The organism is Pseudomonas syringae KCTC 12500, from assembly GCF_000507185.2.
Taxonomy (GTDB): Bacteria; Pseudomonadota; Gammaproteobacteria; order Pseudomonadales; family Pseudomonadaceae; genus Aquipseudomonas; species Aquipseudomonas syringae.
In genome coordinates, this window is record NZ_AYTM02000002.1 from 5,907,021 (window position 1) to 5,922,600 (window position 15,580).

Here is a 15,580-nt window from a genome sequence, read left to right on the forward strand (position 1 = left end):
CGACGCATTATCAGCATCTTTGAAACAATTACAATAGACAGTTTGCTTTCAAAAACAGTGCAGCCAGCAGAGCACCTTCAACAACTTAAACAAACCGTTTAATTGTGCTATCGAACTCATGAGACACGCGAAACTCTTGAAAGTCATAGCCTGCAAACCCTTCAGGCAGGCTGTTGAGGCTTTACCGATGCCCTTGGGGCATCGATCCAGTTACTGTTTCATTCTAGCCCGTGGGAAAGGACACTTATAAGTCGCCGTGACTGTCAGCGCCAATACACTTAAATAAACAGTCGAGACAGCCCTGCCGCTGCGATGCTCTTTTTAATATTCATTCACGGTTACCCCACTTCCAGAAAAACTGACAGGGGCATTATTCAGAAGTGTTTAATTCGTGGTGTTCTTTTTCAATGTGGAATGCAAAAAGCCTTCCGTTCGGAAGGCTTTTCAATAACGAGCGCTGACAGGAGGTGATGAATCAGACCGCCTCGACTTCCAGCACCGCACGCCCGCCAATCGGGCAGACATCCATGTAACGGTGCGCCTGCACCACTTGCTCGAACGGAAAGCTGCGCGTCTGCAACGGCGCCAGTACCTTGTCGCGAGTCATCTGATTGATGTCCTGCAAGGCACGCTGCAGCGCTTCTTGATCCTGGGTAATGCCCAGCTCGGGCTTGCCGGTGAAATTGCCCAGGCAATGCACGTAGAACTGGATGTTCTTCTGGAACGCGGCACAGGCCGGAAACGGCGTCTGATTACCACCTTGCAGGCCATACAGCACCAGACTGCCACGTGGCGCAAGCACATCGCCCATGATCGACATCTGCGGACCACCAAGGCCATCGAAGACGGCATCGACACCACGGTTGTCGGTGTGCTTGTTGATCGCCATCAACAAGTCCTGTTCTTCGGTGACGACCACCTTGTCGGCCCCCAGTGACAGCAGATACTCACGGGCGTCTTCGGTCTTGGTCGCGGCGATGACCCGAGCACCCAGCGCCTTGCCCAACTGCACGAATGCAGGGCCGGAGCAGTGGCTGGCGTCGGTGACCAGTACGGTTTGACCGGACTTGATACGCGCCAGATCAACGTATGCAAAGTAAGCCACCAGATACGGCGTGTAATGCACGCTGGCCTGGACCGGCGTCAGTACATCCGGATAGCGGGTCAATGCACGGCGCGGCATGACGATGGATTCGCCGTAAACCGGGTGCTGATTGGCGTCGGCAGCAGGAAAACTGGCGACCTTGTCGCCCACTTGCAGATCATCAACACCGTCGCCCAGCGCGGTAACCACGCCAGCCATCTCATAACCCAGACCGGCAGGCAGCCGGGCTTGGGTAGACGCGAGATTTTGCCGCCAAAGAACGTCGTACCAGCTGACACCGATGGCCTGAACACGCACCTGTACCTCGCCGGTGACAGGCGACGCGACAGGATGCTCTTCGACTTTGAGCACCTCGGCCGGGCCAAACTGGTGAAAACGGATCGTGCGGGACATTTAGAACCTCGCCTGGTGAACCTTGATGCCACAAACTTTATCCGGGCATTGCCGGCAACACCATCGGTGGCTATTAATAGTCGACATGCCTGTCATCGATTGTGTCCTGTGCGCTGCACGGCGCAGCCAGACAGCGTCTGGGCGTCGATGCGCGTAATGGCCGCCATTGTTCGCATGTCGACGAAACATTGCAAGCCGTGTGGACATTCAGTAACCCCCACAGTAATTTTCGCTGCCCCCGACCCGCATTTGCTCGTACTATCGCACCCTGCTCACGTCCTCAACCGACAAATGGCCCGAGATATTCCGCATGAATCGCAACGACCTGCGTCGCGTCGACCTCAATTTGCTCATCGTTTTCGAGACCCTGATGCATGAGCGCAGCGTCACGCGTGCGGCGGAAAAGCTGTTTCTCGGTCAGCCGGCAATCAGCGCTGCGCTGTCACGGCTACGCGGCCTGTTCGATGATCCACTGTTCGTGCGCACCGGGCGCAGCATGGAGCCCACCGCCCGGGCGACGGAAATCTTCGCCCTGCTCTCCCCGGCACTCGACTCCATCTCGACAGCGGTCAGCCGCGCCTCGGAGTTCGACCCGGCGACCAGCACCTCGGTCTTCCGCATCGGCCTGTCCGATGACGTCGAGTTCGCACTGTTGCCCACCCTGCTCAAGCGTCTGCGCTCCGAAGCGCCGGGCATTGTGCTGGTAGTCAGGCGAGTCAATTACATCCTCATGCCGCCCCTGCTTGCCTCCGGGGAGATTTCCGTCGGCGTCAGCTACACCCAGGACCTGCCCGCCAACGCCAAGCGCAAAGTCTTGCGCAGGAGCAAGCCGCAACTGCTGCGCGCCGACTCGATACCCGGCCCGTTGAGCCTCGACGACTTCTGCGCCCGCCCCCATGCACTGGTCTCCTTCGCCGGCGACCTGAGCGGCTTCATCGACGAACACCTGGAAAAACTCGACCGCAAACGCCACGTCGTCCTCGCCGTGCCCCAGTTCAATGGACTGGCGACACTGCTGACCGGCACCGACATCATCGCCACCGTGCCTGATTATGCGGCGCAGGTCCTGACCGCCGCAGGAGGCGTTCGCTCCGAAGACCTGCCGATTGAAACCAGGACGTTCGAACTGCACATGGCCTGGCGCGGCGCGCAGGATAATGACCCCGGGGAGCGTTGGTTGAGGTCGCGGATTCAGATGTTTTTCGGGGATCCGGATAGTCTTTAGGGGGCGTTGGGGAGGCTGTAGTGATGGCGCCATTGCCTTGCACAATCCTTAGGGCATTCCTCTGCTATCACTCGGCACGGGATCGTCTCGCTTGCTGGTAGCGGGCCTTCAACGCCAGGTAGCACAGGCAGCCTCCATAGCATTGGTAGATGAGGTGGAGCATGGCCTGGAACCTCATCGTTTGATTCGTTTCATGGACTCCTTGGGCACCAAGGACACACCGGAAACCCTCCAGGTTTTCCTGACCACCCACTCGCCTGTTGCCCTACGAGAACTGTCAGACGCCAACGGAAGGTGATTGCGCATTCTGCAATGGTACTAATTCTGCAGAAATACTAAAATGCGACTGATTTTTTCATTTTTGTTTTTGAAGAACAGGGAGTTCTATGTCTTTTGATGCGTTTATGAAGGTTGATGGTGTTGAGGGCGAGTCTCTTGACGATGGGCACAAAGGTTGGGTCGAGTTGCTTTCCTACCACTACAACGCCATGCAGTCCATCAGTCAGACAGCCAGCTCGAATGGGGGAGCTACTGCTGGAGGGGTTTCCCTTGGCGATTTCCAGATCAGCAAATATGTGGATAGAGCCACCCCGAAGCTATTTGAGCTTTGCTGTAGGGGTTCGCATATCAAAAATGTGACCATTCGAATCCATCGTGCGGGAACTGAAAAGTTCAAGTATCTAGACATCGTACTTGAAGAAGTTCTGATCTCATTAGTAAGCGGTCAAGGTGCCGACCAGTCAGGTTTCCCCATAGAAGTAGTAAACCTGAATTACGGCCGCATTAAATTTGAATATTCACAACAACGTCGCGCCGATGGTGGTAGTGCCGGTATCGTTTCTGGTGGCTGGGACAGGACTGCGAATAAGCCATTTGCGTAAGCGAATTGATTGAGTACCAACAAATAAAATTGAAAAAATAATCTTAAGGGTAGATGTATGACTAACCGCACATACATCACCTGGCGGGAGTGAAGAATGAAACCAACAGACGAAAACAGCACAAACTATTTGATGGTCAGTGCCGCCGCTAAAAAGCTAGGGGAGCAAGCCTGTACATTAGGCATTAAGCATATTAAAAACGGCACACTGCGCTTGCAGTTCAACCGTGAAGTCGCCTATTACGCTAAAAGTATTGTCAATGATGTCTCTGAAGGTAAAAAAAGTCCTGAGCAGGGCCTAAAAGAACTAAAAGATGAACAAAATAGCTTGTTTACTCAGTCATGGGAGGTTGCCAAAAAAGGCGTTGGCGCAGTCGCCGGAGCAATGCAATTTGTAGCGGGTGCGGGCATTTGCTATGGCTCTGTAGGTACGCTGTGCCTCGTTGCCGGTGTACCAATTATGGCTCATGGTGCAAATAACGTTTATGAAAACGGGCGCAACCTTTGGGAGGGGCGCAGTGACACAGAAGGCCCAGTAAGAAAGGGGTACCAAGCAGCAGCGAAAGCAGTTGGTTACGGAGCACAAGAAGGAAATATGGCCTACGGGTCAGCCGACCTTGCGATGTCTGTATATGGTGTCACTAAGCTGGTTCTAAAACCAGACTCTTGGCGCCTATATAGATACATTAGAACTGATTATGTTCGTGCATATAGAAACACCTCAATACCTGTATTGGTCATAGATAGGGCCGCCGACGCTATCACCGTAGACGGAATGCAAAAACAGTGAACCGACAAAAAGCTGGACGATTTTTTTCAAACGCAAGAGTTTATTTATTTGCGATTGCGTGCGCGGCTTTTCATTCAGTATGGATATTGCTTCTACTTAGTTACTTTTTTGATCTTAGCGTCTTTGCGGCTAGATTTGTAGCAACACTACTTTTTATTATAATTTCTTTTTTTTGCATTAAATTATTCCATGGAAAAATAAAGAGACTTTGATTTATATAGTCTGCAATATACAGTTTTTCTTAATTAATCAGAGACTCAATAATGAGCCGATCAGTATACCGATTACGTACGCCCGCCCACGTCCAATACTAAAGCTCAAACCCCCTCCCGCCGCCGATCCTCCCTCGGGCATTTCGTAAACCGTGCTCGATAGCTGCGAGTGAAATACGACGGCGATTCGAACCCGCAGGCGATGCTTACTTCCAGCACACTCAGACCGCTTTGCCGCAGCAGTTGCCGGGCTTTCTCCAGGCGCAGGCCCAGATAGAAGTTGCTCGGCGTGTCGTTCAGGTGCAGGCGAAACAAGCGTTCCAGCTGGCGCCGGGTGACGTTGATCGCTTCGGCAAGGGCCAGCGTACTGAGGGGGCGTTCGGTTTGCTGTTCCATCTCTCCGATCACGTGCACCAACTTCTTGTTGGCGATGCCATAGCGCGTAGCGATCTGCATGCGTTGGTGGTCCTTGCGCGTGCGGATGCGGCCCAGTACGAATTGTTCGGACACCTGAATCGCCAACTCGGGGCCGTGCGCCTGGGCGATCAGGTCGAGCATCAGGTCGATGGACGCTGTGCCCCCTGCGCATGTGATGCGGCGGCGGTCGATCTCGAACAGTTCCTGGGTCACGGTGAGCTGTGGATAGGACTCCTTGAACGCTTCGATGGCTTCCCAATGCAGGGTCAGGCGATGGCCATCGAGCAAGCCGGTTTCAGCGAGCACGCAGGCGCCAGTGTCGATGGCGCCCAGGGTCACGCCTTCATGATCAAGGCGACGCAGCCAGTGCTGCAGGGCCGGGGTGGCGAACTGCAGCGGCTCAAAGCCGGCCACCACCAGCAGGGTCGTGCCCTTTTTCAGCGGCTCCAGCGCCGAGTCGGCGTTGACCGACATCCCATTGCTTGCCTGTACCGCGCCGCCGTCGGCGCTCAGGACGTGCCAGCGGTATAGGTCGCCGCCAAAGCGATTGGCCACCCGCAAGGGCTCCAGCGCGGAGATAAATCCGATGGCCGAGAACCCCGGCATCAGCAAAAAATAGAAATCCTGGGCCATGGTAACGCTCTCCTCGGACGCTGCAGCGTGGCACGTTGATACTCCCGTTCATGGGCGCATTCAAGGGGCAGGTCGCCGCAGTGCAAAAGCGGGTCGCTGCAGTGCGCTTGGCCGCCCTTCAGGCAGGGTAATTTGTTTCCACGGTGCACAAAGACGCCGACACCCCACAATAACGATCTGCCGAGGGCCCCACCATGAACCGACTGATTAGTTGCAGCGTGCTTGCACTCAGCGCCAGCGCTCTCTTGAGCAGCAATGTAATGGCGGCTGATGCCGCTTCATGCCAGAACGTGCGCATGGGTGTGGTGAACTGGACCGACGTGATCGCAACCAGCGCCATGACCCAAGTGTTGCTCGACGGCCTGGGTTACAAGACCAAACAGACCAGCGCTTCCCAGCAGATCATTTTCGCCGGCATCCGCGACCAGCGCCTGGATCTCTTTCTGGGCTACTGGAACCCGCTGATGACCCAGACCATCACGCCGTTTGTCGAAGCCCGGAAGGTCAAAGTGCTCGACAAACCGAGCCTGGAAGACGCTCGCGCCACCCTCGCCGTGCCGACTTACCTGGCGGACAAGGGCCTGAAGTCCTTTGCCGATATCGCCAGGTTCGAGAAGGAACTGGGCGGCAAAATCTACGGCATTGAGCCTGGTTCAGGCGCCAATACCCAGATCAAGGCGATGATCGCCAAAAACCAGTTCGGCCTGGGCAAATTCCAGTTGGTGGAGTCCAGCGAAGCCGGCATGCTCGCCGCCGTGGACCGTGCCGTACGCCGCAAGGAAGCCGTGGTATTTTTCGGCTGGACGCCGCACCCGATGAACGTCAACGTGGCGATGACTTACCTCAATGGCAGCGACGACGCCCTGGGCCCGAACGAGGGCATGGCTACGGTGTGGACGGTCACTTCGCCGACTTATGCCGAACAGTGCCCCAACGTGCATAGATTGCTGACTAACCTGACGTTCACCGCCGCCGACGAGAGCCGGATGATGCAGCCGCTACTGGATCACAAGGATGCTCTCGAGTCCGCTAGACAATGGCTCAAAGACCATCCTCAAGACCAGGCGCGCTGGCTTAAAGGCGTCACCACCTTCGACGGCAAACCGGCTGCGGCAAACCTTCAATTGAGCAGCCAATAACCTGATTTTGAACGGCCGTTTCGCGATCCTCCAGGGTCGCGAACGGCGTCCTCACGCCTGTAAGGAGCCACCCATGAACCACGACGTCATCATCACCTGCGCACTCACCGGTGCTGGCGACACGACCGCCCGAAGCCCTCACGTACCGGTCACGCCCAAGCAAATCGCGACCGCCGCGGTTGAGGCCGCCAAAGCCGGTGCCACCGTGGTGCACTGTCATGTGCGCGACCCACACACCGGTAAGTTCAGCCGCGACGTGGCGCTGTACCGCGAAGTGATGGAGCGCATTCGGGAGGCCGACATCGACATCATCGTCAACCTCACTGCTGGCATGGGTGGCGATCTGGAGATTGGCGATGGTGAGCACCCGATGGAGTTTGGTGCCAATACCGACCTGGTCGGCCCAATGACACGTCTGGCACATGTCGAGGAACTGCTGCCGGAAATCTGCACCCTCGACTGCGGCACCCTGAACTTTGGCGACGGCGACACTATTTATGTGTCCACCCCGTCGCAACTGCGCGCCGGCGCCAGACGTATCCAGGCGCTGGGCGTAAAGGCCGAACTGGAAATTTTCGACACCGGCCACCTGTGGTTCGCCAAACAGATGATCAAGGAAGGTCTGCTCGACAACCCGCTGTTCCAGCTGTGCCTGGGTATTCCATGGGGCGCACCCGCCGACACCACCACCATGAAAGCCATGGTCGATAATCTGCCCGCCGATGCGGTGTGGGCGGGCTTTGGCATTGGCCGCATGCAGATGCCGATGGCTGCGCAAGCGGTGTTGCTGGGCGGCAACGTCCGGGTCGGTCTGGAGGACAACCTGTGGCTGGACAAGGGCGTGCTAGCCACCAACGGTCAATTGGTGGAACGCGCCAGTGAAATTCTCAGCCGCTTGGGCGCACGAGTCATGACCCCGGCAGAAGGCCGCATCAAGATGGGCCTTACCAAGCGTGGCTAAAGCCTCCGAGACATAAAACCCCGTGATTGAATCACCGCACTCTTCAGGAGCGTCGCCATGAGCTTTATCACCGAAATCAAAACCTTCGCCGCTCTTGGCAGCGGCGTCATCGGCAGTGGCTGGGTATCCCGCGCCCTCGCCCATGGCCTGGATGTGGTCGCCTGGGACCCCGCGCCCGGCGCCGAAGCAGCGTTGCGTAAACGTGTCGCCAATGCCTGGGGCGCCCTGGAGCAACAGGGCCTGGTACCCGGCGCATCCCAAACTCGCCTGCGCTTCGTGGCCACCATTGAGGAATGTGTCAGCGACGCCGACTTCATTCAGGAAAGCGCCCCGGAACGCCTGGAACTGAAACTGGATCTGCACAGCAGGATCAGCGCGGCGGCCAGGCCGAATGTGTTAATTGGCTCGAGTACGTCAGGCCTGTTGCCAAGTGACTTCTACGAAAGCTCCGCGCACCCCGAGCGCTGCGTGGTCGGTCACCCGTTCAATCCGGTGTACCTGCTGCCGTTGGTGGAAGTGGTGGGCGGCAAAAATACTGCTCCGGAGGCCATTCAGGCGGCGATCAAGGTCTATGAATCCCTCGGTATGCGCCCGCTGCATGTGCGCAAGGAAGTCCCCGGCTTTATCGCTGACCGCTTGCTCGAAGCGCTATGGCGCGAGGCGCTGCACCTGGTCAATGACGGCGTGGCGACCACCGGCGAAATCGATGATGCGATCCGCTTCGGTGCCGGGTTGCGCTGGTCGTTCATGGGCACCTTTCTCACCTATACATTGGCGGGTGGCGATGCGGGCATGCGCCACTTCATGACTCAGTTCGGCCCGGCGTTGCAGTTGCCATGGACCTACCTGCCGGCACCGGAACTGACCGGCAAACTGATCGACGATGTGGTCGACGGCACCACTGATCAGCTGGGTAAACACAGTATTTCGGCGTTGGAGCGCTACCGTGACGATTGCTTGCTCGCCGTGATGGAGGCGGTGAAGACTACCAAGGCCAGGCATGGCATGAGCTTTGCAGAATGACCCTCGGGAAACCGGCTTGCCTTTGCTGGGAGCTGTGAATCTTCCATCGCCCTGCAGAGCACGCCAGCTCCCTCATTTGATCAGTACTGACCCGGAATCCCCCGACATGCCTGCACTGACCACCTACACCACCCGAGTCCAACCCGACTGGGTCGACTACAACGGCCACCTTCGTGACGCGTTCTACCTGCTGATATTCAGCTATGCCACTGACGGGCTGATGGAAGCCCTGGGGCTGGATAGCGATAACCGCGAAGCCAGCGGCCACTCGCTGTTCACTCTGGAACTGCACCTCAATTACCTGCACGAAGTGAAACTCGGCGCCGAGGTTGAGGTGCATACCCAACTGATCGCCCACGACGCCAAGCGCCTACATCTCTATCACAGCTTGCATTTGGTAGGCGATGAGATGGAACTGGCTGGCAATGAGCAGATGCTGTTGCACGTAGACCTGGCAGGCCCGCATGCAACGATGTTCACCAAGGCAACGAAGGAAAGACTTGACGCTATGAGCGCTGGGCAGTCAGAGCTGCCGAGGCCCAAGCTCCTTGGCCGGGTGATTGGGTTGCACGCTGGAAAATAATCGAAAGAGCCCCTTACTGCCAATACCTTGATCCACATCGGACTGCCCAGGCTGACACTGAAGGGTGCGTGACAAACGGCTCTCTTCAAAAACCTGGCAGGCATGACCCGCAGGGTTACTTGTCGAACTGCGCGCATCATTTGCGCAATCCATTAAACATTGGTGCGCTGCATCACAGTTTGCCATGTAAAAACAGCTTGCACTCCAACCCAACATGCAACTATAAAATGTACATGACTAGACAGGTTCGATTCGACAAGAAAACCCAGGTGATCAATGAGCTGATCCGCCGTATCGAAAGCGGCCAGATGAGCTCCGGTGCCCTGCTTCCCGGGGAAAATCTCCTGGCCCAGGAATTCAACGTCAGCCGCGGCACGCTGCGCGAAGCGTTGTCCGAGCTCAAGCGGCGTAACTTCATTGCCACCCAGACCGGTGTGGGTTCGATCGTCACCTACGACGGTTTCAGTCTGGACCAGCGTGCCGGCTGGGCCCAGGCCCTGGCCGACACGGGTGCTGGCGTGCGTACGGAAATCCTGCGTCTGGTAGCGGTGGAACGGCCCGACATGGAGGTGCGCCTCGGCACTTCCAGCCTGGTGGCGCTGGACCGCCGACGTATCGCCGCCGATGGCAGTATCGTTTCCCTCGAGCGCGCCTTGATCCCGGCGGTCGATGGCCTGGAAAACCTGCCGCAAAACGGCCTGCTGGAACAGTCACTGACGGTGACCATGGCCGCCCACGGTTTCATTGGCGACAAGGGCGACCAATGGATCGGCGCAGGGCCTCTGAACCGTGATGACGCCGTGCTGCTGGCACGCGAGCCCGGCACGGTGTTTCTCAAGGCCGTGCGCACCACATTTGACCGCCGTGAACGTTTTATGGAGCACGTGGAGAGCCTGTTGGACCCCGTGCATTTTCGCCTTCACCTCGCCTTCGGATCGTCCACATGAGCGCAACCTTTCTGCAAGACCGAGGCCTGGGGGCCTTTTATGGCCTGGCCTTGGGCGACGCCTTGGGCATGCCGACGCAGTCGCTGCCGCGCGCGTTGATCCTGCAACGCTATGGCCGTATCAGTACGCTGATCGGCGCCGATGCCGACCAGCCGATCGCACCCAACATGCCGGCCGGCGCTATCACCGATGACACCGAGCAGGCCATCCTGGTGGCACAGTTGCTGGTGGCCGGCGGCGGCAGCATCGACCCGACAGCCCTGGCCCACAGCCTGATCGAGTGGGAAGCCGCGATGAAAGCCAAGGGCTCCTACGACCTGCTGGGGCCATCGACCAAGCGCGCGATTGAAATGATCCTTGACGGCCATAGCCCTGAAGAGGCCGGCCGCTTCGGCACCACCAATGGCGCGGCAATGCGTATCACCCCGGTGGGCATCGCGGGCGACGTGAGCAACCGCGAGGCCTTCATGGCGCTGGTGGTGCAAGCCTGTCAGGTGACCCATAACACCACGCTGGGCATCTCCAGCGCGGCGGCGGTCGCGGCCGTGGTGTCCGCCGGGATCAATGGCGCGCCCTTGGCCGAAGCTCTGGAGACAGGCGCCGAGGTGGCCCTGACTGCCGAACGCCATGGCCATTGGGTTGCGGGTGGGCGTATCGCCGCGCGCATTCAATGGGCCAAGGCACTGTGCGCCGACTGCACAGACGAACAGCTGGCCGACCGGGTGCACGATGTGATTGGCACCTCGGTCGCCTCACAGGAATCAGTGGTCGCTGCGTTCACCCTCGCCCACCGCGTGGCGAGCAGCCAGCTCAGTCCGTTCGATGCGGTGTGCATGGCGGCCAGCCTGGGCGGCGACACCGACACAATTGCCGCCATTCTCGGCGCCATGCTGGGCGCCTGCAACGGCATGCACGCCTGGCCGGCGGCGTTGATTGAGCAAATTGATGCGGTCAACACGCTCGATCTCGCGCCTTTGGTCGAACAGCTGCTGGCCCTGCGCACCGGTTGATGGACCGGGCTGTGCTCGCCCACTGTGAACGAGATCACCCTCGCCCTCAGCCTTCCGAGCGGCGATAAGGCTGACCCGATTTCGGAAAAGCCAATTTGCACTGGATTGCACCTGCTGACGTACTGCCACAACCACAATAAAGGCAATAGGAGCAACGCAAATGACTACATCGTCCCCCTCTCAAAGTGCGGGTCAGCTGGAAACCCGCGGCATCGAGCCGGTTCCTGAAAACGAGTGCAACGGCCACCCGCTGCAACTGTTCTGGGTCTGGTTCGCCGCGAATATCAGCATCCTGGGCTTGCCGCTTGGCGCCACCCTGGTAGCGTTCCAGGGGCTGGCCATCTGGCAGGCAATTATCGTCGCCATCCTCGGTGCCGCCGGCTCGTTCGCCGTGGTGGGCGTCATATCCATTGCCGGGCGCCGCGGGAGGGCACCGAGCCTGACGCTGTCCCGGGCCATCTTCGGGGTGCGAGGCAATATCGGGCCCACGCTGGTTTCGCTGATGTCGCGTCTGGGCTGGGAAACGGTCAACACCACCACCGCCGCGTTTGTCCTGCTGTCACTGTTCGCGATCCTTTTCGGCACCCCCGTGGAAGCGAAAAACTCGCCTGGCCTGACCCTGGTGTTCATCGCCTTGTTCGTGCTGCTGACCCTGACCGTCTCGGGCCTGGGCCATGCCACCTTGCTGGTCATCCAGAAATGGGCGACTTACCTGTTTGGCGCTCTGAACCTGGTGGTCGGTGGCTTTCTACTCACCCACATCGACTGGAGCCTGGTCTTCGACGCGCCGGCAGCGCCACTGAGTGCGATGATAATCGGCGTCGGCACCATGGCCGCAGGCACCGGTATCGGTTGGGCCAACGCGGGCGCCGACATGTCGCGCTATCAGCACGCCAGCGTTAAGGCCACTCGACTGGTGGCCTCGGCAGCGTTTGGCGCGGGGATACCACTGGTCTTGCTGATCACTCTCGGCGGCCTGTTGTCGGTGGGCAACGATCATCTGGCGTCAGCCACCGACCCGATCATCGCCATTCGCGAGATGTTGCCCACCTGGATGGCCGTGCCCTATCTGATCACTGCGTTCGGCGGCCTGCTGCTGTCCAACAACCTGTCGGTCTACTCGGCCGGCCTGACCACTTTGACCCTAGGGCTGAAGGTCAAGCGAGTACACGCAGTCATCGTCGATATCATCGCGATCTTTGCCGGTTCGATCTATTTCATGCTGATCGCCGACAGCTTCTACGGCCCCTTCATTACGTTCATTTCGATGTTGGCGGTGCCCATTACCGCGTGGGTCGGCATCTTTGTCGTCGACCTGCTGCACCGCCACATCTACTCCCCAAAAGACCTGCTGGACCAGACCCCAAACAGCGCCTACTGGTACCGCGGCGGCGTCGAATGGCGCGCGCTGGGCTCGTGGGCATTGGCAATCGTGCTTGGCTTCAGCTTCACCACCGTGGCCACCACCCCGGAGCATGTGCTGTTCAAGGGCTTCCTTGCCGATTCCTGGCTGGGTCATAACGGCCTGGGCTGGATCGTGACCTTCATTGTCGCCGGTGGCCTGTATGCGCTGCTCGGCGGGGCACGTGATCGCCGTATCGCTCCCAAAGAGGCTGCCCATGCCCGCTAAATTGTTCTACACCGGCCAGGTCGTGGTTGACCTGGTCATGGCCATCGACAGCCTGCCGCCGTCGGGGGGAGACGTGTTGGCTACCAGCGCTACGTTCGAGGCCGGAGGCGGCTTCAATGTCATGGCCGCTGCGTGCCGCAATGGCTTGCGCACCGTTTATCTGGGTCGCCATGGCCAAGGCCGCTTCGGCGACATTGCTCGTCAGGCCATGCGCGACGAAGGTGTGGAGATTTCCACGATGCCCGTTCCCGGTGAGGACACCGGCCTGGCCGTTGCATTGGTGGAAGCCTCGGCCGAGCGCTCGTTCATCTCCTATGTGGGCGCTGAAGGTGGTTTGTCTGCCGATGACCTGCAGGGCGTGCAGGTCAGCGCCGAAGATTACGTATTTGTCAGCGGCTACAGCCTGGCACACAAAAACAAGGTCACGGCCCTGCTCGCCTGGCTGGGCGGATTACCCAGCGGCACTGCCGTGGTATTCGACCCGGGCCCATTGGTGGATGGGCTTCATGGCGTCGAGATGCGCGCCGTACTTCCGCTGATCAGCTTATGGTCCAGCAACTGCGAAGAAGCCCTGCGCTTCACGCAAACCCGGACGCCCGCCGACGCGCTCCACCGCCTGGCGTCCATTCTGCGCGAAGATGCGCTCATAGTGATTCGTGACGGCCCCGCAGGTTGCTGGCTCCACCATGCCGGACAGACGCGGCTCATACCCGGCTTTGCCGTCACGGCAATCGACACCAATGGTGCCGGCGACGCCCATGCCGGTGTGCTGCTGGCCGAGTTGGCCAGGGGCAGCAATGTCGACCGGGCGGCGCTGCGCGCCAATGCGGCAGCAGCGATTGCGGTCACACGCCGGGGGCCGGCGACGGCGCCTGGCCGTGAGGAGGTAGATGCGCTGGTGGGGGCCGATTTTTAGGCTGGCTTGAGCCGCGCTGCACCGTGATGGAGATAATGACAGGCAAGTTTGCGGATGCTCAAAGTCTTCCACACGGCCCTGAGCGCTGGCAGCGTCGTTTATGAGAATCGCCCGTGACCGCCGTCGGCCTGACTGTGGTGTAACCGGGCTACGTTCTGATCAATGCGGCTCTGGATCATGCGCAGGGTGTCTCGAGTAATAACCTGTGGGCACAGGTTCTCGGCGATGGCTGTAAACCGGCTCGCGACGTCACACATGCCGTCAATCACTCCAGTTGCAGCGTCCGGGGACATCTCGGCTTCCTCGGCAAGCCGAAGCATTTGCGCGCGGGAAATCTCCAGCGCCTCTCCCATCACGTCCATCTGATGGTATCCGCCTGCCCCCTCGCAGAAGGTTACGTCGTAAGCCGGCGACAGTTTCCACTGACCGTCCTGCGACAGGATGTAGGCGAAGTTCTTGGGATGATCGTCTCGGTTGTTGAACGCAACGTTGAAAACGGCACGTTCGAACGCGCGTGCCATCTCTCGCACATCGTTGGTACACATCTGTGTTGCCCGCAAAAAGTTGACGTAGTCCAACACACCCGGAGACTGGTAATTTGCCCCCGTAAAGGCGGCCAGGCTTTGCATGGGTATACGTAAACCATCGCGACGGTCAAATCGCTTACTGGCAAACGCTGCCAGGCCATCAGGCAGATTGAAGTACCGGGTGTCAGGGGTCTCGATACCGCACATGCGCAGGCACTCGGCGTAGACCATTTCGATGGCGCACACTTCTGCGTGTTCTTCTTTGGCCGGAAACTTGATCAACCATGCTTCAAAGCCCGGCTTAGCCGCAGTGGTAAACCCGCCAGTTTCAGGATCGCGATAGACGAGAGCCTTGGGCCTTGCCCCTTGAGGCGAGCCACCCACCAGCAGTAATGCCTGCAGGAAATCGCCACCGTTTCCACGCAGTACTTGCTTCACATCGGCGGCGAGCTGTTCCAGCGGGATGTGGACGTCAGATTCCTGCCCTTCGGGCGCCACGGGCTCAAACGTCATGGCGCCCATTGCGCTGCTACCGATATAGGCCAGCCGTTCCAGAGGGCCGATGCGCGCGGTGGTGAGCCCGCGGCGCCTGAAAAGACGGTCCATCAACAACATGCCCCATCCATCCGGCAACGAGTCGTAAACAGGCCCTGGCAAGTACAGCTGATGGTCCGGGAAGTCTCGGCGCAACCTGCCCCCATCCAGGGGCAGCGTATAGGAGGACAGTTCCAGGCCCCTTTGTCTGGCTTCATTGCTGTATTCGAACACGATCAGCGGGCGACCGGTCAAAGCGGTCGTCGAGACCAGCGTGCCCCACTGCCATCGCTCACCCCAGCCCTCGTAGAAGACGTTAACCTGCTCAAACATCGCCGGACTTCCTCTTTGTACGGAGACGATTGGCGCTGTTTTCGTAGCGTCGAATGTCTTCGATGCTGTCCAGCTTTGGCAGAAACAGGCCTTCGAGTTCCTTGGTTCGGCCAAGAGCCATAGCCACCCGCACGACGTTCTCGAATCCGACATTGCGTCCGGCTTCGAGGTTGGAGACCGTATTTGTGCCGATGCCGGCACGCCCGGCGAGGTCGGCTTGTGTCATATTCAACGCAAGACGCTCTGTGCGCAGGCGGTCACAAAGGCGCTTAACGATCTCACCGGGCTTGCTGAAGCTTAAATCCAACATAATGTGTATAAA

15 protein-coding genes and 1 pseudogene are annotated in these 15,580 nt (G+C 58.9%); 12 read left to right on the forward strand and 4 right to left on the reverse strand.

What is annotated here, in order from left to right; all coding sequences use genetic code 11:
- Nucleotides 1–475 precede the first annotated feature (475 nt).
- A complete protein-coding gene (locus tag V476_RS25870) occupies nucleotides 476–1,498 on the reverse strand; it encodes a zinc-dependent alcohol dehydrogenase family protein (protein WP_024960798.1) in 1,023 nt (340 codons plus the stop codon).
- A gap of 310 nt (nucleotides 1,499–1,808) precedes the next feature.
- Between V476_RS25870 and V476_RS25875 the strand changes: the two genes are divergently transcribed.
- The 4 genes and pseudogenes from V476_RS25875 to V476_RS25885 all read left to right on the forward strand — a co-directional run bounded on the left by V476_RS25875 (nucleotide 1,809) and on the right by V476_RS25885 (nucleotide 4,393).
- Nucleotides 1,809–2,723: a LysR family transcriptional regulator gene (locus V476_RS25875; RefSeq protein ID WP_003347707.1), complete on the forward strand. Its 915-nt coding sequence runs from the start codon at nucleotides 1,809–1,811 to the stop codon at nucleotides 2,721–2,723.
- Between the two features lie 22 nt (nucleotides 2,724–2,745).
- A pseudogene (locus V476_RS27820) lies at nucleotides 2,746–3,003 on the forward strand (AAA family ATPase); the annotation flags it as partial.
- A 106-nt stretch (nucleotides 3,004–3,109) separates the two neighbouring features.
- A complete protein-coding gene (locus V476_RS25880) occupies nucleotides 3,110–3,604 on the forward strand; it encodes an Hcp family type VI secretion system effector (protein WP_003393924.1) in 495 nt (164 codons plus the stop codon).
- 96 nt (nucleotides 3,605–3,700) lie between these two features.
- The gene (locus tag V476_RS25885; protein WP_024960797.1) at nucleotides 3,701–4,393 is read left to right on the forward strand and encodes a DUF4225 domain-containing protein; all 693 of its coding nucleotides are present in this window, start codon (nucleotides 3,701–3,703) and stop codon (nucleotides 4,391–4,393) included.
- A gap of 317 nt (nucleotides 4,394–4,710) precedes the next feature.
- On the opposite strand, the gene V476_RS25890 is transcribed toward V476_RS25885, so the two are convergent.
- Entirely contained in the window at nucleotides 4,711–5,655 is a 945-nt protein-coding gene (locus V476_RS25890) for a GlxA family transcriptional regulator (protein WP_024650334.1), read from the reverse strand.
- A gap of 194 nt (nucleotides 5,656–5,849) precedes the next feature.
- On the opposite strand from V476_RS25890, the gene V476_RS25895 reads away from it, so the two are divergent.
- The 8 genes from V476_RS25895 (at nucleotide 5,850) to V476_RS25930 (ending at nucleotide 13,864) form a co-directional block, all read left to right on the forward strand.
- The gene (locus tag V476_RS25895) at nucleotides 5,850–6,794 is read left to right on the forward strand and encodes a choline ABC transporter substrate-binding protein (protein ID WP_024959955.1); all 945 of its coding nucleotides are present in this window, start codon (nucleotides 5,850–5,852) and stop codon (nucleotides 6,792–6,794) included.
- 73 nt (nucleotides 6,795–6,867) lie between these two features.
- Nucleotides 6,868–7,755: a 3-dehydrocarnitine:acetyl-CoA trimethylamine transferase CdhC gene (gene cdhC, locus V476_RS25900; protein WP_024959954.1), complete on the forward strand. Its 888-nt coding sequence runs from the start codon at nucleotides 6,868–6,870 to the stop codon at nucleotides 7,753–7,755.
- 57 nt (nucleotides 7,756–7,812) lie between these two features.
- Nucleotides 7,813–8,778, forward strand: coding sequence for an L-carnitine dehydrogenase (locus V476_RS25905; RefSeq protein WP_024959953.1), 966 nt, complete (start codon nucleotides 7,813–7,815; stop codon nucleotides 8,776–8,778).
- 106 nt (nucleotides 8,779–8,884) lie between these two features.
- The gene (locus V476_RS25910) at nucleotides 8,885–9,361 is read left to right on the forward strand and encodes a thioesterase family protein (protein ID WP_024665849.1); all 477 of its coding nucleotides are present in this window, start codon (nucleotides 8,885–8,887) and stop codon (nucleotides 9,359–9,361) included.
- Nucleotides 9,362–9,588: 227 nt separating this feature from the next.
- Nucleotides 9,589–10,308 (forward strand): GntR family transcriptional regulator, encoded by a 720-nt coding sequence (locus V476_RS25915; protein ID WP_003318911.1) that lies wholly within the window; start codon nucleotides 9,589–9,591, stop codon nucleotides 10,306–10,308.
- Nucleotides 10,305–11,318, forward strand: a complete 1,014-nt coding sequence (locus V476_RS25920; protein ID WP_024959952.1) for an ADP-ribosylglycohydrolase family protein — start codon at nucleotides 10,305–10,307, stop codon at nucleotides 11,316–11,318. The genes V476_RS25915 and V476_RS25920 overlap by 4 nt, the downstream gene beginning before the upstream one ends.
- A 160-nt stretch (nucleotides 11,319–11,478) precedes the next feature.
- Nucleotides 11,479–12,948 carry a purine-cytosine permease family protein gene (locus V476_RS25925; RefSeq protein WP_024959951.1) on the forward strand — a complete coding sequence of 490 codons (1,470 nt, stop codon included), beginning with the start codon at nucleotides 11,479–11,481 and terminating at the stop codon, nucleotides 12,946–12,948.
- Nucleotides 12,938–13,864, forward strand: coding sequence for a PfkB family carbohydrate kinase (locus tag V476_RS25930; RefSeq protein ID WP_024959950.1), 927 nt, complete (start codon nucleotides 12,938–12,940; stop codon nucleotides 13,862–13,864). Before V476_RS25925 ends, V476_RS25930 begins: the two co-directional genes overlap by 11 nt.
- A 98-nt stretch (nucleotides 13,865–13,962) precedes the next feature.
- Here V476_RS25930 and V476_RS25935 read toward each other — a convergent pair whose 3' ends face one another.
- Together V476_RS25935 and V476_RS25940 are read right to left on the reverse strand one after the other, a co-directional pair.
- Complete coding sequence (locus V476_RS25935) at nucleotides 13,963–15,258, reverse strand: type II toxin-antitoxin system HipA family toxin (protein WP_024959949.1); 1,296 nt, start codon at nucleotides 15,256–15,258, stop codon at nucleotides 13,963–13,965.
- Nucleotides 15,251–15,568, reverse strand: coding sequence for a helix-turn-helix domain-containing protein (locus V476_RS25940; RefSeq protein WP_024959948.1), 318 nt, complete (start codon nucleotides 15,566–15,568; stop codon nucleotides 15,251–15,253). Before V476_RS25940 ends, V476_RS25935 begins: the two co-directional genes overlap by 8 nt.
- Nucleotides 15,569–15,580 lie beyond the last annotated feature (12 nt).